This window comes from Ruegeria sp. AB5 (genome assembly GCF_056542645.1).
In genome coordinates this window covers 50,440-73,815 of the sequence record NZ_JBQGAE010000015.1, presented here as the reverse complement: position 1 = coordinate 73,815, position 23,376 = coordinate 50,440, and the positions used below count along the sequence as shown (strand labels likewise).

16 protein-coding genes and 1 pseudogene are annotated in these 23,376 nt (G+C 55.6%); 7 read left to right on the top strand and 10 right to left on the bottom strand.

Going from position 1 to position 23,376, the window contains the following annotated elements; all coding sequences use genetic code 11:
• Positions 1–40: 40 nt before the first annotated feature.
• From ACR0L4_RS19515 to ACR0L4_RS19505, 3 genes are read right to left on the bottom strand one after another with little or no spacing between them, the layout of a single operon-like run.
• Positions 41–1,114 carry a hypothetical protein gene (locus ACR0L4_RS19515; RefSeq protein ID WP_480514725.1) on the bottom strand — a complete coding sequence of 358 codons (1,074 nt, stop codon included), beginning with the start codon at positions 1,112–1,114 and terminating at the stop codon, positions 41–43.
• Between the two features lie 46 nt (positions 1,115–1,160).
• On the bottom strand, positions 1,161–2,129 hold the full coding sequence (locus ACR0L4_RS19510; RefSeq protein WP_480514724.1) for a DMT family transporter: 969 nt from the start codon (positions 2,127–2,129) through the stop codon (positions 1,161–1,163).
• A 9-nt stretch (positions 2,130–2,138) separates the two neighbouring features.
• Positions 2,139–2,753 carry a nitroreductase family protein gene (locus ACR0L4_RS19505; protein WP_480514723.1) on the bottom strand — a complete coding sequence of 205 codons (615 nt, stop codon included), beginning with the start codon at positions 2,751–2,753 and terminating at the stop codon, positions 2,139–2,141.
• Between the two features lie 156 nt (positions 2,754–2,909).
• Between ACR0L4_RS19505 and ACR0L4_RS19500 the strand changes: the two genes are divergently transcribed.
• Together ACR0L4_RS19500 and ACR0L4_RS19495 are read left to right on the top strand one after the other, a co-directional pair.
• Positions 2,910–3,797 (top strand): LysR family transcriptional regulator, encoded by an 888-nt coding sequence (locus ACR0L4_RS19500; protein WP_480514722.1) that lies wholly within the window; start codon positions 2,910–2,912, stop codon positions 3,795–3,797.
• An 816-nt stretch (positions 3,798–4,613) separates the two neighbouring features.
• Positions 4,614–4,715 (top strand): annotated as a pseudogene (locus ACR0L4_RS19495) (IS6 family transposase); the annotation flags it as partial.
• 363 nt (positions 4,716–5,078) lie between these two features.
• On the opposite strand, the gene ACR0L4_RS19490 reads toward ACR0L4_RS19495, so the two are convergent.
• The 6 genes from ACR0L4_RS19490 to ACR0L4_RS19465 all read right to left on the bottom strand — a co-directional run bounded on the left by ACR0L4_RS19490 (position 5,079) and on the right by ACR0L4_RS19465 (position 14,212).
• Positions 5,079–6,455, bottom strand: a complete 1,377-nt coding sequence (locus ACR0L4_RS19490) for a hypothetical protein (protein ID WP_480514721.1) — start codon at positions 6,453–6,455, stop codon at positions 5,079–5,081.
• A gap of 1 nt (position 6,456) precedes the next feature.
• Positions 6,457–9,282: a peroxidase family protein gene (locus ACR0L4_RS19485; protein ID WP_480514720.1), complete on the bottom strand. Its 2,826-nt coding sequence runs from the start codon at positions 9,280–9,282 to the stop codon at positions 6,457–6,459.
• Positions 9,283–9,297: 15 nt separating this feature from the next.
• The gene (locus tag ACR0L4_RS19480) at positions 9,298–11,028 is read right to left on the bottom strand and encodes a thiamine pyrophosphate-binding protein (RefSeq protein ID WP_480514719.1); all 1,731 of its coding nucleotides are present in this window, start codon (positions 11,026–11,028) and stop codon (positions 9,298–9,300) included.
• Positions 11,029–11,190: 162 nt separating this feature from the next.
• Positions 11,191–12,612, bottom strand: a complete 1,422-nt coding sequence (locus ACR0L4_RS19475; RefSeq protein WP_480514718.1) for a hypothetical protein — start codon at positions 12,610–12,612, stop codon at positions 11,191–11,193.
• Positions 12,612–13,457, bottom strand: a complete 846-nt coding sequence (locus ACR0L4_RS19470) for a hypothetical protein (RefSeq protein WP_480514717.1) — start codon at positions 13,455–13,457, stop codon at positions 12,612–12,614. Before ACR0L4_RS19470 ends, ACR0L4_RS19475 begins: the two co-directional genes overlap by 1 nt.
• 38 nt (positions 13,458–13,495) lie before the next feature.
• On the bottom strand, positions 13,496–14,212 hold the full coding sequence (locus ACR0L4_RS19465) for a hypothetical protein (protein WP_480514716.1): 717 nt from the start codon (positions 14,210–14,212) through the stop codon (positions 13,496–13,498).
• A 236-nt stretch (positions 14,213–14,448) separates the two neighbouring features.
• Between ACR0L4_RS19465 and ACR0L4_RS19460 the strand changes: the two genes are divergently transcribed.
• The 5 genes from ACR0L4_RS19460 (at position 14,449) to ACR0L4_RS19440 (ending at position 22,341) form a co-directional block, all read left to right on the top strand.
• Entirely contained in the window at positions 14,449–15,468 is a 1,020-nt protein-coding gene (locus ACR0L4_RS19460) for a hypothetical protein (protein ID WP_480514715.1), read from the top strand.
• Positions 15,469–15,816: 348 nt separating this feature from the next.
• Positions 15,817–17,559, top strand: a complete 1,743-nt coding sequence (locus ACR0L4_RS19455; protein ID WP_480514714.1) for a peroxidase family protein — start codon at positions 15,817–15,819, stop codon at positions 17,557–17,559.
• Positions 17,560–17,569: 10 nt separating this feature from the next.
• On the top strand, positions 17,570–19,819 hold the full coding sequence (locus ACR0L4_RS19450) for a GDSL-type esterase/lipase family protein (RefSeq protein ID WP_480514713.1): 2,250 nt from the start codon (positions 17,570–17,572) through the stop codon (positions 19,817–19,819).
• A gap of 12 nt (positions 19,820–19,831) precedes the next feature.
• Positions 19,832–20,875 carry a caspase family protein gene (locus ACR0L4_RS19445; protein ID WP_480514712.1) on the top strand — a complete coding sequence of 348 codons (1,044 nt, stop codon included), beginning with the start codon at positions 19,832–19,834 and terminating at the stop codon, positions 20,873–20,875.
• A 5-nt stretch (positions 20,876–20,880) separates the two neighbouring features.
• Complete coding sequence (locus tag ACR0L4_RS19440) at positions 20,881–22,341, top strand: hypothetical protein (protein WP_480514711.1); 1,461 nt, start codon at positions 20,881–20,883, stop codon at positions 22,339–22,341.
• Between the two features lie 29 nt (positions 22,342–22,370).
• On the opposite strand, the gene ACR0L4_RS19435 is transcribed toward ACR0L4_RS19440, so the two are convergent.
• Positions 22,371–23,366, bottom strand: coding sequence for a hypothetical protein (locus ACR0L4_RS19435; protein WP_480514710.1), 996 nt, complete (start codon positions 23,364–23,366; stop codon positions 22,371–22,373).
• Positions 23,367–23,376 lie beyond the last annotated feature (10 nt).

Genomic DNA, 23,376 nt, shown 5'->3' with positions numbered 1-23,376 from the left:
CTCCGAAACAGATGTGCGGCTGACGGACCCGACCCGTAGATCAGGCCGCTGCGATCTTGGTTGATCTTCGCGCCGTAATCTTCAGCCGTTGCCCATATCCCAACAGCAGCAGGATCAGTGCGGTGGCAATGATGGGCAGGTGGCCGATCAATTCCTTCAGCGCCTCGTCCTGTTCGTTTTGCAGGATAAAAACGGCGTTAGAGAGCAGCATCAGCCCGGCAACAACCAGAATGTTCAACCGGGTGACAACGCCCAGCACCAGGATAACCCCGAATACAACTTCCATGACCCCGGCAGAAAGAACGAAGAGCCGGTCAGTGAACCAGCCGAAGCCAAGCAGTTGCATGAAATTCCACTGATACTCAGAGAGATATGCCTGGCCGAGCGCGGCACCATGCAGTTTCTCAAAAATGCCAAGCATAATTAGTGAGAGCCCGGTGAAAATCCGCAGCATGTCTACAGAGTATGGCTTCAATTTTGCGCGCAATTCATCCGTCGGAAAGTAATTGAAAAGCAGGAAGAGTGCGATACCAACGACGTTGACATATTCGAACGACCGAATGATGCCGAACTGGATCATCATACCTATGAACAGGATTAGCATCAGGATCGCGGCATGGTGCAGGAAGTGGTTGCTGAGCAAGAGAATCCCGATTCCGGCCTGCAAGAACACCAAAAACATCCCAAACCCGCCCTGAGCCTGCAGGTGAGGGGCGACCAGCGCGCCGTCATACGCGGTCAACAGAAAGGATACACCGGTGAGAATTCGCATCAGCTCCATGACGTCATGGCGAATTTTGGTGTTGGCGACCGGAATCGTCGGTAACCGGGTGTCGAGGAAGATCGCAGTTCCAATCAGGACGGCTGCAATCGCAATCCAGATCAAAACAGCGGGGTCGAACAGAGTATAGGGCTCGAACGTTGCGACCTGAGGGCTGTTGGGATCGACAAACCAACGGACATGCGCTTGTGCAGCCATCGGGGCCATCAGCAGGCCCGCCAACCCAACGAAGCCAAATTTTGGGAGTATTGGTTTCTTGTGGTCAGGACGGGTCACACTCTGGCGGGCAGACCTTTGGATCGTGGCAAGAAGACGATTTTGAACACTTGGCATTTCGCGATCCTTTCGTTTCCCAAGACAGCAGTTGATCTTGATTGACTTAACTTGTAGCGGCAGGCCAAACGCCCCGTCTCATATACCCGAACCATTGGGTGACGTCCGATTGCAGAATGACTGTCGCTGCGATCGCCATCACCATGCCAGGCCAGGTTGCCAATGGCGGCAGGGTGTTTCCCGCAAACAATCCGATCACAAGCACCAGAGTCGGGTTCAGGAACGTGTAGGACATCACACGGGTCGGGCCGATCCGGGTTGTACTCCACTGAAACAGGAAAAATGTGACTATGGTGGTAAAGACGGACAAATAGGTGATGCCTGCCCAAGTGCGTATCGGTATTGCGGTCCAGGACACACTACCAAGGCTGGGCAACGACACCAGCAAAAGCCAGATCGATCCGGTGGCCAATATCCAGAAGGTCATCCGGGCCATCGGCTCTCCGTTGTGCAGGAGTTTGACCAATGTGGTGTAGCCGGCCAGCGCCACGGTGCCTGCAAGAAACAAAAGATCACCCATGCCAATTTGAAGAGCCAGAAGTGCGGTGGGATCGCCCCGGAATACCACCCAAATCGCGCCAATCGCGCCGAGGGGAAGCGCAATTCGTGCGCTTCGCGTCATCCGTTCGCGCAACAGGATCGCCGCGATGCCTGCGGTAATGACGGGGCTTACCGAAAAGATTGCCGCGGTGTTCAGCGGTGTGGTCATTCTCAGGGACGCAAACATACACCAGAAGAACGTGACCAGCAAAAGACTGAGCAGACTGTAGCGCAACAGGTCGCTCAGCCGGGGGCGGGCGATACCGTATCTCCAGCCCACCAGTGGTGCAAAAAGAATGGTCGCAAGGGCAAACCGCACAAAGGTCAGCACAACACTATCGAGACTGTCTGTGATGGCTGCAACCACCGGAAATGACGTTGCGACCAGGAAAGTCGCCAACAGCATCAAGCCGTGGACATGAAGATCGGCTCCGACTTCCCGAGGTTTGACGGTTGGGTTTGGGTGGCGTGACATAGGAACCTCCTATTCTGCGGCAAGTGCGGTGAAGCGCGCCGGAAAGGGTCCGGGGTAAGAGATCTGTTCAAGCGGGTACCGGTTGCTCGGCGCCTCGCGTGCACGCAGATCGTCGGGTAGGCAACTGGCCTCGGCCGCGCGACCGATGGTAATCCCCACCTCTAGGCGGAACCGGTCTGGAAATCCCAGAACTCTGGTCGCGTGTTCGAAATCCAGGCCCGCCATGGCATGCGCGGCATATCCGAGCGCGGTCGCCTGCAGCGCGATTTGCATCCAGGCAGACCCAGAATCAAAGCTGTTATATTTCGAGATCATCTCGGGCCGGTCTTCATCGGCTGGCATCACCTTGTCCGAGATCAGAAAGATCAAAGCCGAAGCTGATCCGGCCCATTGCCGGTTTTCTGTGTCCAGCACCGACAGGAAATCTGACCAATGGTCATCGGTGCGATGGGCATACAAAAACCGCCAAGGCTGGACATTGAATGCCGAGGGTGCCCAACGGCCTGCTTCGAGAATGGTCAGAAGGTCCGCTTTGGGAATGGGTTCTGCGTCATAGGAACGTGGGGACCAGCGATCCAGGAAGAGCGGTTCGATGGGATGGTGGGCAGTTCTGAGAGTTTGCATTTCGGGGCTCCTAGTCATCTACTGGGACGTTCTGTCCTGCCGTGGATGCGTGGCCAAAGTCACCTACGCAGCTTGATGCCTCATGAGATACAGTGATGCACGAAGGTGGAGAATACGCCTATTGATGAACTCATACTTCACTGTTAGTAAACAATTATGGACCGTATGACCGCCCTTACCGTGTTTCGAACCGTGGTCGAGCTTGGCAGTTTCGCAGCTGCGGCGCGCAAGCTGAACTTGTCTCCTGCTGCGATCAGTAAGAATGTTGGCGAGTTGGAGGCGCATCTTTCGGCGCGTCTTATCAATCGCACAACTCGACGGATGAGCCTGACAGAGGCCGGAACGTTGTATTTCGAGCGTGTCGCCCAATTGCTCGACGATCTGGAAGAGGCGGATGCGACCTTGCAGGCTATACAGGATAAGCCTTCGGGAATGTTGCGGGTCAGCGCGCCGGTTACAGTAACGTTGGTCAGCCTGTCGGAAAAAATCCCGAAGTTTCTTGCCCGTTATCCCGATCTGACGCTGGATCTGAGGTTGGACGACCGGCGGGTCAACCTCGTGGAAGAAGGATTTGATGTCGCACTGCGTGGGAGTGACAATCTCGAAGACTCGGGATTGATTGCGCGAAAGCTGATGATCATGGATCACGTCATCTGCGCGGCACCGTCCTATTTCGAACAGTACGGTCGTCCAACCCGGCCCGAGGATCTGGCACAGCACAATTGCATTCAATTCACTCATTCGGACCACGCCACCCAATGGACCTTCGGACAAGGCAGCCGAACCATCAAGGTCCCGGTCCGCGGTCGTTACAAGGTCTCCTCCAGCCTCGCGATCCGAGACGCGTTGTGCTCAGGGTTTGGTATCAGTCTCGTCCCTCGTCTATATGTCGCTGAAGATCTGGCCTCAGGAAGGCTGTGCACGGCCTTGGACGGCTGGACGCCGAACGAAACCGGACTCTACGCCGTTTATCCCTCCCGACGCTACGTGATGCCGAAGGTCCGGGTGTTTCTCGACTTTCTTGTTGAGGAGCTTCAGGGATAGAAGTGACTGCACCTACTCGCTGCTGCATTCGTGTTGAACCGTGCTGGATCGACGGAACGATATATTCGGCAGCCACCTGTGCGTCCTAACCAACAGTACCAAGGTGGGCACGTTTCATCAGGGTATGTTCTGGCTATCGTATGAAGCTGTCCGGATGGGAACTCGCATCCTTCCGGATGCACGTCTATTTCCTGTTTTCACCGATACGTGCCTTTGTCGCCGCTGGTCAGCGGTTAATCGACAACCCATTGCATAGGGGATCAGTCGAATCATCATCGCGTGTAAGACCAGCAGAACCCGGACAACAAAAGTCAGGATGTACCATGCTGCGTTAAAGCACGCTCCTGGTATTCTCTTCTGCGAAATACTGTTTGCGGGTCGCACGGCGAATGTCTTTTACGACCTTCTCACCGTGGCTCTGCTTGGTTCCGGGCTTCTTTCTCATCTCTGCTGCTTGGCAGTTACGATGAGCCAGAAACCCTCTCTTATCAAATCGACCTAGACTGTCCCATTGGCGCTGACATCAGACAATTCCCCGACACAGACGTGTTACAAACGGAACCTCAGGGTTTGCGCCTTTAGTGCCTGGAAATCCACAGGTTGCCGAGAAGTGGTCGCCTCTTCCAACGGCAATGACGATAGGGGCACCTGCCCTATTAACGTGCGACCGCAATCCAGCTTATCCACCGGAAACATCGTTCGCGAACAAAGGGCAAAGTCCGGCAACTAACGATAAAGTCATTAATTAAAGGCACAATCTAGCGCTGATTTTTCTGAACTTTTTTAGACGAGCGACCAGCAACCAAAGGACCGTGACAAAGGTATGCTAGTGCAATCGCTGAAGCCGCATGTAACCGCAATGGGCCATGCGACCGTTCGTGGAGAATGGACGAAACTTACATCAAAGTTAAGGGGCGTGGGTTTGGAGAGGTATTACCTACCTGGAGCACTGGAGCAAGAGATCAGAGCCTTCAGTTACCACTACTATCATCGTCGCCACCACGAAGGTATCGGCAATCTATCACCGACCGATATCTATTTCGATCCCAGCGGCAGCATTCTGCTGGAAAGGAAACAATCAAGAAAGGAACATTGAAACGGCAACTCTTGCTCGATGTCGGTCGCGCGGTAAAAAATCACAATCGATTGGCCAGACCGTCCTAAACGCCGTCAGCTCATTCGGACCACTTTGTTTGATGACTGACAGGCTCAATTTGTTTTCATGAGCAAGATGGGTGGAAAACACCCCCGTCAAGCCAAACTCAAGTCTGGTTTGCTAAGTCAGCTCGGCCAATTCAAGTCATGCGCTCGTTGGGCGGATGTCAGGCCGTTTCGGAAGTAGGCGTCGTAGTATTCGTTCTCGACCCGATGCGTCTGAAGCCAAACGCCCGGTGCGTGAACCGCTTCGCAATGGGCCGGGAATCGCCCGTGTGTTTCGTAAATGTACGTACAGATGTCGCGGGCGCATTCGATGATGTCCTGCTCGTATTCACCCGCTTCTTCCAGATACTTGGCACCAAAATCACCCTTGTAGATTTGGCTGAACAGCGCGTCGTTCTTGTAAATACCGCCGGGACCGAACTTGCCTGCGACAACGGCATCAACGGCCTCGGACATAGACGAGTAATAAGGCGGACATTTACCCTTGATCAGATGCTCTCCGTGACGGCGCAATCCCACCGCATGGGCACGGACATGCTTCATCGCCGCAACCGGTAAAGTATGCCAGCGCAGCAGATCCATCAGCCGCCATTTGGGTGTGACATAGTCAAACCCCAACATCGTACCGAATCTGTCGCTGAACTTCGGATCGCCCATCAGAACCGGTGGAGATATCGCGGCATGAATCCAGCCGCCCAGACCCAGAGCCTCGGTCACAAGAAACAAGTTTTGCACCAGAAGGTCAGCCTCGATCTGTGTGCGCATTTGGCCCAGGACCCCCAACGGAATCTTGATATCCGGGTTCAGAAACCCCTTGTCGATCCACTTTTTGACACCAGCGGGCCGATAAAAATTTCGATCATCCACGATGACCGGCCGCGCCTTGTCAGGCTGCGTCAGAATGTACATCAACGCGTTAATGTACTGGTGCGACAGATCCACCACCGGGAAGAAAATGGTCGAACCCGGAGTGTTTGACAAAAAGCGGTTCGAATCGAGGTAAGCCGGAAAATCACGCATCCCTTCGGGCACGTCGACACGCCGGTCTAGAATTTGCACTTTTGCCTGTTCTGCACGCTCGACCAATACCTCGGGCGTCCAGCTTTCGGTCCCACCTTCAAGAGGTTCAAGCCTGCGCAGAAAGTAGGTACCACTATCATTAATCATAAAGAAATGCGTACCTTGTGCATTGTCCGGGCTACCAGCGGTGCGTCCCTCCATCACAAGGTTCGGCTTCGACATGATCGGATCGCCGCTTTCGTCGTCGAAAAACGGCCGGTCAGGCATGGTCAGGCCTGTAACGCCGGTTGCGGCAATCAGGATCGCCTCTTGCAGCGGTGAAAGTGGCGAGCGTTCATTCTGAGATTCCCAGCTGAGCGAACCGGCGACTACATTCGAACCGCGGCTGACACGCTTAGTTCTGCGGTCCCACAACGTCTGCGCCAACGGGGCATTCAGAAAGGCGTTCAGCCCATTTTGAACTTTGTCCTGCGTCATTTCATTTACCCTCAACCATGTTCCATGGCGCAAAGGCCGTCGCAGTCTTTGGCAGAACCGTTGCAAACTCGGGGAAATGCCGCAGTAAAACGGACTTCATACCGTTTTTCGCCACCCACTCCATCCCGAGCGGTGTATAGATTTCCGGACGGAAGTCAGTGGTCAAAAAGCGGTCGGACTGCAACCTGCGTGATGCCATAAGAATAAAGACACGAAACGCCGTGTCCGAGAATCCAAATCCGTCAGGCGGGGTCTCTCCCAAAAGGCCAATCACCGTATCAACCTTGTTGATGTCGCCATAAAGATCCTTCAGAATTTTATTGGTCTCGGGGTTGGCTGTTAGATCATCCCAGTCGGTCACCGGCGGCATATGCAAGCCCTCGCGGAACGCATTGTATCGCGGAACATGGCGAGCACGGGTGCGGACAATATCCACCACCGACAGATCGATCAGCTCATCAAAACGTTCGAGGTTTTGTAGGGATTTCGGAAAGTTGTGCAATGTGATCGCACCGGGATGGGCAATACCCTGAGAATAAAGACAATCGCGCAGGCCAAGCTCTCGCAATTGCTCGTCAGTCTCTTCGCCCTGAATCTCCAGAAAGCCACGGCGGGCTTTTTCCTTGCCGGATTGAAAATCATAGAAAATGTAATCGTCCGGGATTAATGGATGCATTCGGTAAACCGTCGCAAATTCTTCCGTAAGGGCGTAGCGCCCGGTGTGGTGATCAGGCTCAGTTTCCGGGATACCTTTAAGCGCGTGAACGTCAGTCAACCAGATGCCCAGGCGCGTCAACCACGACTTAGGCGGCCCGTACCAGTTGGTGTTCATTCCAATATCCAGCGCTTCGGTGCCAAGAATGGCTGGTGTCCATTCGACCGTGTGGATCTTCGCGATCAGGGCCGACACGATGAGGCGGGCGGTCTGATACACCCGTTCTTCGTCCATGTTGGGGTATTCGCGCTGCAACTCGTCACAAAGAACATTGTGCTCTCGGGCAAACAACGTGTGCAGGGTCGACAGCCCCAGCCACCAACTTTCGTTAAAGCCGGTCAGCTCAAATCCCTTCACATTCAAAGGCAGGTAGCCGTCTTTGGTCAGCTTTAGCTTGGGTCCGTCACGAAGTTTTTTCGCGGCCTCGGAATTGACGCCATAGACCTGCGAGCCATCCCACCAATGAGAGTTCTCGTTTGCAAACAGGATCGGATCATCTGCCCCTTCTTTCGGGATATTTCCGGCGATGCGCATATTACGTTCCGGCTCTCCGTCCGGGCGGTTCTTCCAATCGGGGTAGCCATCTGGGAGAGGAACGACGTCATCATCTTCGCCCAGTTTGCGCCGCTCGTGCGATACCCAGTCATGGACTTGAAACTGAATCCACGAGGCCGCCAGGATGTTCAGGATTTTGGCAGGGATAAAGGCCTGTCTGTCCATCAGTTTCCGGGCTACCTCAATTGGGTTGGGGCTGCCGTCTGGCTGGGCCTGCGGTGGCATGTTTCTGCCAAAGGTTGCGCCCGCCGCACCCATCGTCGGATCCGACAGATCGTTATATGTGCCGTCATGAGTACGGTAAACGCGATGTTCGGGGGCAGGTTCAGGCGGTACCGCGCGCACGCTTGGCACGGTTTCTTCCGGATCGGTGTCAATGAGATTCTCTTGCCTCAGATCATACCTGAGCGCGTCGAGGTTGAGCAGCTGAACCAAAAGAAACGGAATTTTGTGCCACGGAATCCTGCGGTTAACGGCGCGCAGTACGGATCGCGCGGCCGTTCCGAAGATTCTATTCTGAATCGGAGGCGGTGCGGCCTTGAACCGTTTGCCCTGTCGGTGCGAGGCGGATGCATCATAAGCGGCTTTGCGCGCGCGGTTCAAGTTTCCCAAAGGACGGAATTCTTCCGCTGTATTCCACGGATTGAACCCAAGTTGCTCGATTTTCAGCGCCTCGGCTAGCGCCTGCGGTGACGACAGATCACGCTGAGGCATTACCAATTCCGCCACCTTTGCGGGTGGGCTGACCCGTTCGTCCCATTCATGCGCCGCGTCTTCGATAGGTGTTTGATCCTCCGAAACAAACCGCTGAACGAACAGGTCAAACACCACATCACCATCTGCCTGACGTGTGGCGTATTCTGAAGACAGACGTGACGCGCCAGAGTGGGCACCCTTCACCCCCGGCGCATCCGGTGCCGGTTTGAAAACGTACCGCACCGCTTCGTTTCCCCAGGCAATGGCCCCGCGGCTCCAGTAGCTTTCCAACGCTGCGCTGTCACATTCCCTGAGTGCGGTCCGCACGTTGTCAAGCATCCGGCGTGTTTCAGAGAAGCCCAGAACAAAGCACAGGCGCACCAACCCCACTAGCTTTGACAACCTCCCTCCGGACACCGCATGTGCGAAGACCACGAACTGGCGGGCATTACGCGCGTGGGGAACAGGAAAATTCGTGGCCAGTAAGTCGTGGTCAACGCCGTCAGCATCGCGAACGCGTACTGCCAATCCACGCAGGTCTTTTTCTTCATCGGATTGGGTTTGCGACGATGCGTTGGAAATCCGCACCATCGCGGGATACCGTTTGCCGGGTATCGCGAACCCCACCTCAAGATCCTCTGGCAGGTCGTCGACAAACCGCAATTCAGCGCCTTCAAATGCGGCGATTGCCTTTTTGTGAAAGGCGCGCTCGACCTTGGGCGCTTTGCCAGCCTTTGCAGACTTCTGCTGTGCCGCCATCATCAGTTCGGCAAGCTTTTTGGTCTCTTTCAACTCTGCCTCGGGCGAGCCTCCAACATACACTTCGCGCCATTTCCGTAGGGAATCCGAGCTACCGTCCATGGTGTGGCCTCCTGTCTACAATCCGAACCTTGAACGAATGCCTTGCCAGATCGCGGCCAGCACACCTTCGGGATGGGGTGAATAATTTGGCAGCGCCAGACGTGTAATCCGCGCGTCAATGAGGGTCGGTTTGCCGCTTGCCAGAGCCGCCGCAAACGCCTTCTCGAACTCGTCGAGCTTATTGACCACATATCCATCTGCGCCACAGGATCGGGCGTAGGCGGCGTAGTCCGGATTGTCGAATTCGACGAGCCCTGTTTTGAAGAAAGCAGACAGCTGATACAGCTTGATCAGCTTGAATTCGCTGTCGTTGAAAATGACCCAGACCACTGGAATGTTGTATTGCACGGCCGTCATTAATTCGAACCCGGTCATCAGGTAAGAACCATCGCCAACGGCAGCAACGACCGGGCGATGCATCTCCGCATACTTTACACCTATCGCTCCGCACACCCCGATCCCCATGGGGCCATAGGTTCCTGGTTTTCGGAAATTCTGACCTTCTTTCAGCTCCAGATAGTAACCGGCCCAGGCCGCATGTGCCCCAGCGTCTGCCAAAACAACCCCGCCCGGCGGCAGCATTTTCGATATCTTTTGAACCATTTCGCCCGGATGCAGCTGCTTTTGCGGAGAAATGATGAAGCGCTCGTCATAGTCCTTGGGGCGGTAATCCCTTTCCGGTACTGGGCCGATAGAGGCGTCCAGACGATCAAAGAGCCCTTGCAGACTCTGCTTGGCGTCCCCCAAAACGACGTGATCTGCCTTGTAGAACTTGTCAAATTCACCCGCGTCTACGTTGAGGTGGATCAGGGTCTTATCGTCGAACAATCCGTCGAAAAAGTCGAATGTCGCATGTTGGGCAAAGGAGTTTCCGACCGCCAGCACCACATCCGCATTGTCGAAAAGGTCCCACGCCGCCTTGTGCCCTGAATCGCAGTATAGGCCAATGGCCAATGGGTTTTCCTCTGCGACTATCCCTTTTCCGTCCATTGTCGTCAGCAGCGGGATCTGGAACCGTTCGATGAAAACCTTGGTAACATCATTGGCTCCGGACAGGATCGCGCCAAACCCGGCAAGCATCACAACCGTTTTGTCGGCTTTGATCGCCTGTTCCAGTACGCCCGCAACCCGATCCAGCGAAGCCGGATCAGGGCTTACATCAGTCTGCGGCATGCGCAGAGGTCTGAAATTGGACACTTTGATCTTGGGGTCAGTAATATCCTCTGCAATGGCAACATGCACCGGGCCAGGGCGACCTTCATAGGCGATGTCGATGGCCTTTTGCAGCGTGTCGATTAGATCATCCGGGTCAGTCACAAGAAAATCTGCCGGTTCATCCGTCTGCGGGTCTTTTTTTGTGGCCGCACGAAACATCATCCGCGAATCCGGCGTGCGGGCCAGACCAGAGGTTTCGTTCAGACCACCCCGCCCCTGCCACGCGACCGTCGAATACCCGCTGATCGCCAACAAGGGATAACTGTCGGTCAAAGCCACACACATGCCCGAAATAAGGTTGAAGGCACCTGGACCAGCGGTGGCGAAACACACACCCAGTTTACCGGCGAACATCGCGTGACCGCAGGCCATGAACGACGCGCCCTGCTCGTTTTTTGCAATTACGGGCCTGATCTTTTCCGATGCGTCAAGCGCAAGCATCAGACCGGCTGCATTTTCGCCAGCACCGCCATAGGCAGCGTCTACCTCAATAGTTTCGAGCGCGGCAACAACCGCTTCGTAAACACGCATTCAATACCACCCAACAATTTTTCAACAATATGCTGCGAACATAGCAGAAATTGCCATTCTAAGAAACAGAGAGGACAAAATCTCTCGCATAGATTGCAGGCAGGCTGGAAATTCCAGCTGCGCAATCGAATTCCATGTGCAAATTCGGTTCACGGTTGGGCCTTAGCGCAGGCCTTTTGACATAAGGTCCGGGTTTTGGTCGGCAACGCTTCGAACCACGTCCAACACCTTAGGCAAATTGGTGGTATCGATCCCTTCCGGCTTTTGATCGGTCTCGCTCAGATATTCTAGGAAATGAAGCAGATTGCTCAGCGACTCTCCGTTTTCCGGGTTCACCGACAAGGCATCTGCGAACCATCTTGCCGGATCGCGGTACGGAGAGGAAACATCCTGCGAACAGCAAAGAATGGCATCCGTCACGCCCAACGCATTGCGGTAGTGGGTGTCGGTCGGGGACAGTTCGGCCGCCTCAAGAAACGACACACGCGCGGCCATCCAATCTTCTTCTTCAGAGGCCTGAATAAACCCTACTAACGCATGGGCCAGAGCTCTGATTTCAGGTTCATTGAGGGTCAAATCGTTGTTCAGATAGCGCTCAAACGCGGCCTGTGCCAATTGCACTGTCCCGTCGGACACAGGTGGAAACTCATCGGACATCCGGGTTTGCTGCAATCGCAGAAATCCAAGCGCGCCATTCAGAAAATCAAGCTCGGGCAAGCTGGAGTGGAACACGCGCGAGGCACCGGGGTTCACGCGGATGTACCCTTGGCTGGGGTGTCCCCCGAACATATCGTCAACTTTGATCCAACCTGGCTGGACCCCGATTTCAACGCTGAATGCTCTGGGTTGGCTGGGTTCAAACAGCAGCTCGTCGCTACTAGCCCCAAGATCAGGGCTCCTATAAACCTTGCTGGCTTCGATAAATATCGTGTCGATGCGATTGAACAACTCCTCGGATACTACGCGCGGCGCGAAAGTCACGTCCAGCGCAGGTATCGAAATCGACATCGGGTAGCGAGGCAAGCCGAGCTGAGCTGGCAGGTATTCATCGGCGAAGTTATCAGAAAGCGGCTGCACAGCTTCGTATTGATCCGTCAGACGGCGAAATCCCCTGAGCCTGGACTGAACGAAAATCTGGTCTTCTTCCAGAAAGATGCGGCCCTGCAGGAACACCAAGATCTGGCCCTTGTGCAATGGCTGAGATGCCTCCCCGGTAAGTAACCGGCCTAGAACTTCGTCCGGGTCGCACACGCCTTCCAGGAACATATGCGCGACAACCCCAAGGCTGCCATAGGTGGGCTGATGCCAGCTATCCAGTTTGAAAAGCCAGCTGAACCGCCGCGCCGTCTCCTGCAGTTTTTCTATTCTGTTCCCATCGCCAGACGACGCATCGGCCGAGGTTGCTAGATACTCCAGTGGAACGATGTTGGCTGCGGAATCGTCAAAGATGAATGGGTGCTCACAGGCGGTAAACCCGCCGGCTTGGACGGGTCGAATATCCGACACAATGCTCGCCAGAGACATAAGGGCAACGGAAAGGGCCAACCCTGCACGCGTTGTGGGCGACTTGATTGCCTTATCCATTATTGACCTCCTCCATCGGCTTGCGACGGAAGCGGGTCGACGCAGATACCGCTGTCTTCATTGTCGGTTCTACGGATTTCCTGAAGAATTGGAAGCGTGCTCTGGTCGCTAAAATTGTTCAGCGTCTGCTGATAGACATGGTCCGTCCTTTCGCGGGCGAAATTGCCCAAAGCCTTCCATTCATCTGGCTCCAGTCCAAGGTAATCAGGTCTTGGTCGCGCCGCCTCAAGTGTTCCGATCGCATCGCAGTAGAACGCTCGAGATCGCAACAGCATCGTCTTTTGTTCGTGCAGTTGCACGGTGGACTCAGCTGCCCGTTCATGCCGCAGTCCCAGCGCCAGCGCAGAGAACAGCCGCAACTCGGCATTACCCCTAAACAGCTGATCCAGCCCCGCATCGATCTGGGCCTGCTCGTAAAGCGCTTCGTGATAGCCCTGCATGCGGGGCGGCTGGACATTGTGGAACCCATAGTGCCGCAGAGGAATGACCACATAGGCCACGATGATGTCACCCCCGCTGACTCTGGCACCGACCTCAAGCAGTACCCGCTCGTCGTTCAAAACACCTGTAACGTCGGCATCATAGGTGTTTCGATCCCGCAACTGACGCTGTGGGCAGTAGATCACTTTTGCAAGCGATCCAAGCGACGCGTCGGCCTTGACAAAATGCATTTCGAACGCCGCAAGCAAGGCGCGCCTTTTGCGTTCACTGATCGGGCTGACCATATCCATCGAACCAATCAGCAACTTATCGTTTCTTGCCGTGTCATCCGGGCACCCCTGAAGCCCAGCATGCGCATCCTGACCGAAAAGAAAAACTGCAACAAAGCCAGCCATAACAGCCATGCACATCTTCGAAAGGCTTTTTGTCGCCAATTTGCGAGTCACCAGAACATCCACCATTTTTGCGCCCTTTGGTTTGCTCTTTCGATTTGCGCCAATGCCGCCTTAATTGCCTTTTGAAAATCCGGCTGCGCATCGGCTGGCACCCCTGCATCCGTCAAATCCGCGCTCAGACGTTCCAACGGTGCGGCGGCATCTCGGCAGCCGACGCTGCCGGCGATTTCGGAGATGGCCTTGCGCGTTCCCCACTTGAAAGTTTCGGTCGGGTCATCAATCACGCGAACGATGACCTCGCATGTTTCGACGTTCGTAATCAGTCCAGCCTGTTCCAGCCCCAGCTTTCCCCAACTGACCTGAAACTCGTTACCGTGATCAATGAACTGGACCAGTGGAAAGGCAGCAACACTGCCGAACCCTCCTAGCGCCAGCGCAGTTGCCTTAGACTTTTCCGCGTCATTCTCGAACTCAGCACTGTTAAGTTCGATGATATAAGTCTTCAGCTTGTCGGCAGCGTCCGCTGTAAACTGCGCTCGTTTCAGATCAAGTTCGACGCTTTGAACCAGCAGATAGGCCAAGAAAAAAGCGACCGAAGTCTTAATAAGCGACGAAAAAAGTTCGGTAAACCAGGCGCCAAACCCTCCGCCGCTGGATTCGGCGGGGGCAGCCTGCTTGGCATTCCCTCCGCTGCGGGTGTAGAGAATGAGGGCTTCTGACTTTTCAGAAGCATTTTCCTGATTGTTGGCTCCGTTATCAGCCATCCGTTGGTCAGACATTGCGATCCTGAGACTTAGCCAATCCTATCACAACAAATCAAAATTCAGAAGAATTCTGCCTGATCTCAACTCATTCCAGGCACTTCGGATGCCTGAGCGACGCGGGCGGACCGAACTATGAAAACTACGTTTTCCGGCGGGGCTGGTCGGCGTGCGGTGTCGGAATTCAGAAAATGTGCTAAGGATTTCAGCGGGGTTTTCGGCAATTTACGAGGTCGAACATGTCTAACCGTCGAGTCAAACTGCGATATTTTTCAATTGTTTTACTTCCCGTTCTGATTTTCGGAATTCACAAGCTGATCCAAGATCACCTGATCGCATCAGAACTGGATATCCCGATTGAGATCCTGAGCGATCAGAACGCATGGCTTGAGGCTGTCGGGCGGTACAGGTTTCTGGCCGCCTCGTGGTTTTTTGCGGCACTTGCCGTTCTCGCAGTTGCCGTTCTGGCCCGCAGTTTGGCCCGACCGATGGAAAGGCAAACCAGGGTGGCCACCATCGTCACGACTATGGCCGTCTTTTTGGTGGCGCTGACACCGACAATCCAGCAGTTCGCATCATCCACCACGCCCCGGATATATTATCAGGTCGGCAAAACGGTATTCGAAACGGCTCTGGCTAAAGGGTCGCTGCCGGGCTGCCTGAACGCGAATGAAACCTGGCTGTTGGGCACTTGTGGTGAAAGTCCCGTATTTTCAATGTTCCAACGGGTGCTGGATATCGTCAACGCACTTGCGGGGCTGTCCGTCGGGGCGTTGATTGCCGGCATGATCCTGTGTCTTGCCTCCAGCGACAGCAATGATATCGAAGAGAGGGCCGAAGAGCTGGCCGCCAACATGCACCAGATGCGCCAGCAGTTGTATCTTTCCAGCCTCATTCTGACATTCGGCATGTTCTTCGCCACAAGCTGGATGTATTGGCCCATGCCCTTGATTGCGGACAGCGGAAAGGCTGCCTACGGTTCGTTGGTCAAGGCGTCTGCTTTGTTCACAGGAACATATTTCTGCCTGCTGATGCTCAGCTTCTTTCTTCCGGTCGCTTTGGTTCTCGACAGCCGCGTCAAAAGGCTGGCAGAGCAAGCACGAGGGTGCGCGAAAACCGAAGACACGTTTGATATCGCTGATTGGAAAACCACTCATGGCCTCAAGGAAGGCACGGGCGAGGTTCTGCGTGCCGGGTTTGCCCTGGTCGCTCCGATCCTTGCTTCGTTTGCTGGGGGCATTTCACCGTTGGCAATTTAAGTAAACGCGGGCACAACCGGTTTCATTTGCACCAAAATCTGTAAACAGTCCACTCAAATGGGATGGACTGCTCCAAAGCGGGAAACTGCCTATTTTTCCCTGTCAGCTTTCAGTTTTACCGATATTCTGCTAGTATTTATGCGGACCGAAAGAACCCAGCTCGGTCTGTTTTCATACAAGGAAGTCGTTCGGTTTAAGTAATTTCGTCGCAGATATCCGCTTCTATTTTGAGATGAAATCTTTGAAGCAATCGGATGGCTTCGCCGCTTAGCGAGGTAATCTGAAATGCTTTTCACTCTCGGTCACGGCCAAAAAATAATTCTTTCTACACAAGCTGCTCCCGGAGCAATGGCAGGTCTGGCACCGTCGGTGCGTACCGATGCCGTATCCTATGCCCAAGCTACGGCAAACGTGCCGGCAACAGTCCCCGCAGGGGCCATGGCCATGCCGCAGGATGGCACAACGCCAGGCGGTCCCTTTGCATATATGTTTCCCAACTCGCCCGAAACTCAGACCGATAGTACAACAATTGCCAAATTGGACGCGCTGGCGGATTCCATGGTCGAAGCCGACAATGACCCACCGCACGCAGACAGTAATATTCCCCCGGTGTTTACATACCTTGGGCAGTTTATCGACCACGATATAACAGCAAACGCAGACCCTTCGGGGGATCAGTCTATTATCGAACCGCCTGCCGGGGAAACACTGGATCCCTTGCCCAGAAGCACCGTGACGTCATCCCTGCTGAACCTGCGCAAAGGGTCTTTGGGCCTCGACAGCCTTTATGGTGACGGACCGGATGACGGGCCGACTGCGGTCAAGCTGAAGGACGCCATGCGGTCGCCCGGATTTCCGGCCATGATGCGTCTCGACGTGCCCACTGATGTCGGCGGTCGACCCCCGCTGCCTGAGGATGACGCCTGCGATCTGCTTCGGCTTGGCACATTGCTGGATCAGGGAACGTTACAGGAAAACGATATTCTCGGAACTCCGATCGAAAGCGCCTTCGCGCAAAATGGTGTGATCAATCGGCGCGCAGCAGTTATCGGAGACGCACGGAATGACGAGAACCTTCTGGTTGCGCAACTCCATGCCGCTTTCCTTCGGTTCCACAACCGCGTTGTCGTCTGGTTGAGGGGTCAACCCGGTGCGCCTACCGGTGAAGAGGCTGTCTTCGACGAAGCCAAAAAGCTGACGCGCTGGCACTATCAATGGCTAGTAATAAACATCTACTTGAACAAGGTGTGCGACCCTGCCACGGTCGCCGACGTCATCGCAAACAATGCGGCAAGCTATGCGACCTTTTTCGATCGCGTTAAGTCCGAAAACGGCGGTGCTCTGCCTGCCGAACACCTGCCACTGCCATTGGAGTTTTCTGTGGCTGCTTTCCGCTTCGGCCACTCGATGGTACGCGGAGCTTACGATCACAATCGGTTCTTTGGGCGTGGACCGTCACCGATATTGCCGCAAGCAGGCTTCGACCTGCTGTTCGCATTTACCGGAGGCGGGGGGCTCGGCGACAATCCTACGCTGCCAACGAACTGGATCATCGAGTGGGACCGGTTCACGCTCGACAATCCAAACGAGTCCGACCACGTCGCGCGTAAGATCGACACGCAGCTGGCACCGCCGCTTGCCGATATGCGCAACGAACCCTCTGGTGTCTTCAAACATCTTGCCCGTCGAAATCTGCGGCGTGGTCATCGATTGAACCTGCCCTCGGCTCAGGCCTGTACCGCGGAACTCAACACTGGCAGCTATGGCAACATCACTCCGCTAACTACGGCGGAGTTGACCTCTGGCGACACCGGACAGGCCGTTTTGGATGGAGGTTTCGAAAACGAAACGCCCCTTTGGTTCTATGTCCTGCGCGAAGCCGAGGTTCAGGCCGATGGTGCCCATCTGGGCCAATTGGGCAGCCGCATTGTCGCCGAAACACTGGTCGGCCTGACCCTGTGTGATCCTTCGTCCTACTGGCACCAATCCGGCTCCGACAATGGGCGTTGGCACCCTCAAGACGGAGCCAAACCGGACGGGATTGTCGTGGATGATATCCCCGCAATGATCCGTGCTGCGCTCTGGATGTAAGGAGAACCCAATGCCCAATAGCACCCTGCCCGGCCCTGTTCAAACCGACGAGTTGCGCCGTATGCTTTTTGATCCTTCCGTTTCGGAAGAAGACCTGGCGGCCTATATGATGCTCGATCCATCAGCCAGTCGGCCTTTCGCTCCGGTCGTGCGGGTGAACCCGGCGCTGATCCAGCCCCCGCCCAGTGGTAGCGGTCTGAACAGCGCCATGCAGGGTGCATTGGCTCTTGGTGGGTTGAATGACGTGTCTCGGGCACGCAGACGTCAAGCCTACCGGGCAAAGGTTGCAGCCGGGTGGAATGGGCTGAAGGTAGTGTCTGAAGGCGACAGCTGGTTTCAATACCCTTTCCTGCTGCAGGACGTCATCGACCATCTGTCTCGGAAGCACGCCATCCTGAGCCTCGGCGCCGCAGGAGACACGTTGGATGATGTATCTGCGCAAAATGAGCTGGTCACGGCGGTGTTGGCGGAACGACCGCATGTCGTACTTCTCAGCGGTGGCGGCAATGATCTTGTTGGTGGCGGCAACCTTGCCGCCATCGTCCAAACCTTCACGCCTGGTTTGGATGCAGAAGGCCACATCACGGACGCTTTCGACCGGATATTGGCCGATGTGAAGCAGCATATGCGAAACATCACAAACAACTTGGCGGCGGCGGCCCCAGGCACGCCGATTGTGACGCATACCTATGATCACGCTATTCCGAACAATGGCCGCTGGCTGGGTCGCCCCTTAAACTCACGCGGTATCACCGACAAGGGACTGCAGCGTGAAATCGTGCGCATCCTGATCGACCGTTGGGCCGATGCATTGTTTAGCCTCGCCAAGGAACCAAGCCTCTCCGGGAAACTCCACGTCGTAGATTGTCGCGGCACCGTGCCTGATTCCGGTTGGGAAGATGAGCTTCATCCAAATTCCAACTCGTTCGGTAAGGTCGCACAGAAATTCCAGACGGTCATCAAACGGGTAACCGCCGGCGCACAACCCGCGCACGCGCTCGGTGCGATGGGAACGCTTCGGCGTCCAACTTCGGAGGAAAACGTACTGGCCGAAACCGTTCTTTCCCTCGCTGGCCAATTCGACGATTCTATCCTGTTGTCTGAGATTGGGCGCCGTGCGTCGCTGGAACGGGCGGTGCCTGCAGGTGCGGCAATGGCCATGCAACGCGATGTCGCCAATGTGCCCGAATCCAGCCTGTCCGGTGGGTATCCAACACTTCGCCGACTGGGTGCCAGAATTCTCGGGCGGGCACATCGAGAGTTACACGGTTTGCTGTGTGGAACCGACGATGCCGACAAGGAAGACCGTGAAGCGCTGCGAGATGCATTCAACATCGGTCAGGGCGCACTGGCCGCAGCGATTGCGGGCCTGCTTGCCAGCGGTCCGTTGGGTCTGACAGCCTTTGTCGCGGCCCCTGTCGCAGCGATTATCGTGCGCCGATTCCTGGCCCCCAGTTGGGAAGAAACCTGCATGTTGTGGGGAGAGAAGCTGAAAGGCGGAGGCACGGCGCAAGCCAGCCTCAATATCGCTCAGCGCGGTATCCAGACCGCGGAAACCAACCCTGACCGATTTTGTGCCGCCTTTATGAGAAACGAAGACCCAAGCGAAGCGGAAACACTCCAAGGTTCAAAGGCGGCCTTGCTGAACAGCGCGAAATGGCCCTTTAACTCAAAGATCAAAGTGCGGTTCCTTGAAGGAACGGATCACCTGAAAGCCCGGGTTGAACATTATGCTCAGCTCTGGGTTTCGGATGACATGGCCGCCCTGACATTTGAATTCGTCACCGACGGCGACGCGGATATCAGGATTTCGTTCATGCAGGGTGCGGGCTCTTGGTCCCTAGTGGGGACCGAGTGCTTTACGGAGCCCGATCAGACAAAACCCACTATGAATTTTGGCTGGCTGACAGACCAGTCCAGAGAGGAAGAAATTCGCGAGGTAGTGTTACACGAATTCGGGCATGCCCTTGGACTGATCCACGAGCATCAGAACCCCGATGGGGGGATCCAATGGGACGAAGCAGTTGTTCTACAGGAACTTTCCGGTGCGCCGAATTTCTGGGATGAGGCCACGATCCGGCGCAACGTTCTGGATCACTATGATCCGGCAACCCTGACCCTTACCGAAATCGATCCGCACTCGATCATGATGTACCCTATACCCAATAAATGGACGATGGGGAACTTCGAAACCGGGTTCAATTCGGATTTCAGCCCGTCAGATCGCGAACTGATCCGACGCGCCTATCCGTCTATCTGAGGTCTGCGAATAATGGCCCAGAATGACATGGCGCTGGTGATCGCGATCAAGCGATACCCCAGCTTTGGGGGAAATGCCTCGTCGGGCTCACGGGATCTCAAAGGCCCGGTAAATGACGCATCCGCGTTTGTGGACTGGCTGAAATCACAGCAGATTCCGAACAAAAACATCTTTGAAATAACCTCTGACGATTTTCCCGATACAGGGCCCGTTGGCCCCTCATTGGTGGACCTGACCAAAAAGCTAGACGATCTAGTAAAGGTCGCCAAGGAACCGCCTGCCAAAGAGCGCCTGTACATCTACGTCAGCGGTCATGGCTATGGACGGCGGCGGACCGAAGGCGGGCTCTACCTTGCCGACGCCACGCCGGACAATCTGAACAATCTGTTTGTCACCGACTATTTTCACTGGTTCTTGGATGCGGCCCGCTTCAAGGAATGCGTCCTGTTCTACGACGCGTGTATGGATCAAGGGAGATTGGCTTCCCCCGCGCCGATCCATTGGCGGCGCGAAGTCGACCGGGTTAGCCACAACATCAAGGCGGTTGGTGTTTATGCGGCCAGGTTCGCAGGGCGCGCAGTGGAACGAACTATGGCAAACGGCAAGGACCACGGCGCGTTTTCATTTGCGTTGAAAATGGCGTTGGACGGGGCGGCGGCGGTTGACGACGGTTTGGGCAACCGAGTTATCACCAGCGAAAGCCTGCGAGACTACCTTATCGCAACAATGCAAAAGCTGATGACGGACGAACAGCGCCAGCATCCTCTGGTGTCAACGGAACCCGATTTTGGTCCGTTTGACTCGGTCACGCTGGTTAAAAACGCCCCGCTGTTTCAGAAATCTGTCCAGATCCTGTTGCCCGACCCGATGGTCGGCAAAACACTGTTTCTGGTAAATGCCAAACTTGAGGAAGAGGGTCAGTTAAACGTTATCGAAGAAAGGATCACGCTGGACCTTTCGCCGGGATTGTACGTGCTTTCCGACAATGCCGGATGGGAAAGCGCGTTTGAGTTTACCGGAGCAGAAACCGAAATAAATTTGCGGGAGGCAGGGTAAGAGCAATGCCGAAACTGAGTGTACGCGCCGCAGATGAAACCACCGAGATCTTCGTGATTGCGGCAGATTTCGCCCTGTGTGGTCGCGGTGCGCGACAGTTGAATCAGGATCTGGTGGCGGGCATATACAAGGTACGTGCGGTTTCCGGTCGGAGTGAATGGCAAAAGGTCATTGTCCTGCGCGAGGATACCATCCTCGATGTACCAAGGATCGAGTTTGGATCCGCCGCACCGCTGGCCAGCACGAACAGAACACACGAAACGCATATGTATGCAGCCGAACAGGCCGTACCACCGGAACAGAGCACTGTCGATGCAGCTCCGGCCATTGCACTGTCTTTGGGCCGGCGGCGCGCGCCCGTCCACAACGGATCTCTTGTCTTCATGGCCCGTTGGTGGACACCGTGGAGCGACTTTGGACCGATGAACTTGGACAATCCGGCAGAAGGGGCAATCTTGCGTACGGGCGGTGGCAGGGGTCTGCTGCCTCTGGACCTGTCGACAGAAGAAGGCGTCCGAACGGGTCCCACGCGTGCTGGGCCCCGAGTTGCACCCGAAGCGACGTGGTTCTCGGGTGATCTGTCCTCGGACCGATACTCCGGTGCTTCTTTGAACGTAGCACCTGGTATGTATTCCCTGTCTTTGTCCGACGGCGAAAGCAAGATCGAGCAGATGATCACCATCTTGCCCGGCTGGCGTACCCATGTTTTCGCCCTGTACGAGCCACCGATCGAGGATATTGGAGGCATCGATACCTCCGCAAACAAGCGACTTGTTGACATCTCGATTCACATCTCACGCGACCAGATGTTGATGGGTGACGAGATGGTCCGTCTGACAGATGCCGCACGGTTCGCGCTGGCGGATGAAAGGTCGACCGCAACAAACGAATTACTGAGATACGTGGGCGGCAAGTTTGAAAACCCGATGCTTGGTCTTTACGGGGCACATTTGTTGCTGCTGCTCAAAGAGAAGGGCTCATCCGCCAGCATCCCGCGCCCGGTTGACTATGACGACGGCCTGTTTCGCGAAGTTGTGGAAAACACGGCACGTATTTTTGGACACCAGCACCCTGACATTGTCGCACTGCGCGGCCCGGACAAAAGTATGAACACGCTAAAATTTCCACCCATGCTTTCACGCAGCTGGTCGGAGCTGCTGGCCAGTTCCGCTGAACACCCCGACCTGATCCCACCCAGCCTTTGGCGCCGCACTGCACTGCGATCTCGTACACAACCATTCTTCGCATGGCGCATTCCGCAATATGGCGGAGATCGCATCATGCAACGTGAAATAGAACTGACCCGCGCCGTTCTTGAAGCTGCAGATGAACGCGAACGCTATGACGAGTCAGCAGCCGGTTTGCGGAGCGGTCGTGCGGACGCCTCGGTGCGCGACGCGTTCGTGCGCGAATGCGTCTCGCTTTTTGAAGCTCCGCGCTCGGTCGTTGATCTGATCCTCAGGTGACAGGCCCACTGCTGGCCGGGTAAGCCGGTTTAAGGCGGCGGGACCGGGACCGCATAGATATCCCTAACTTCGACCGACCAGAGTCTTTTTCCCGTCGCGATGTCATAAGCGCGCAACTGCATAGGTTCTTCCGTCAGTTCTCCGTCAAGCAAACGCGCGTGTGGTTGCAACTCGACGAACAGCATGCCGTCAGACACGACAAAGGGCGAAAAACTGACCGGCAAATCGACCGATCCCAGAACTTCGGTGCTGCCGGTATTGTGCAGATTCCAGCGGTAGACGGTCCAGATAATCGCGCCTTCCTCAGGAACACTTTGCAACCATGTCTTGCCGTCGGCAGACTGAAATTCAAACGGATTGGGCGCAGCGCTTTCCGCCGCTGGCTGTCCAGCCGCGCCGGGGCGACGGACTGAAAACTGCGGAACGGAGGGAAGCGCCCGCTCAACGGTCGGTTCAACCATCGGGCTTACCGTTCCGTCCTGTGGAGACAACCGGACCTGCCCCCGGACAACGGTTTCTTCGTCCTGCGCCTTGGCAGAGCTTGCACCCGGCAATGCACCAAGCCCTCCGGTCGGGGGACCCATTCCGGGCAGAACTTCATCGGGTAGAATCTCGTCAGGGCCGGTGGCAAGTCCGCGCAGTGGACGTTCACGGTACTCCCAACGCAACACGGCTTCGCCGTCCAAAGGCACTGCAGAAACATTGAAACCGCGGTCCGTCGACGGGGCAAGACGTGACTGAACCCCAGCAGGCAGCGGCACCGTGCTTTCACTTTGCACGGCCCCCTGGTCATCGACCCGCAAGGTGCGGATCGCGACACCATTGTTTGAATCCTTCGGCAACGCCTGGCTGAGAAGAAGGTTCTCTTTCAGCAATAACGGCTTATCTGCATTTACGGAATGCCAGATACTGGATCCATCCTGCAGTGATATGGCGGTCACGCCCCCTTGGGGGGCCATGACATAAGCCTGTCCGCCCTCGGTGTCGATGACGATGCCAGAGCTGAGTTCGATGCTTGTGGTCATAGTCCTCTAC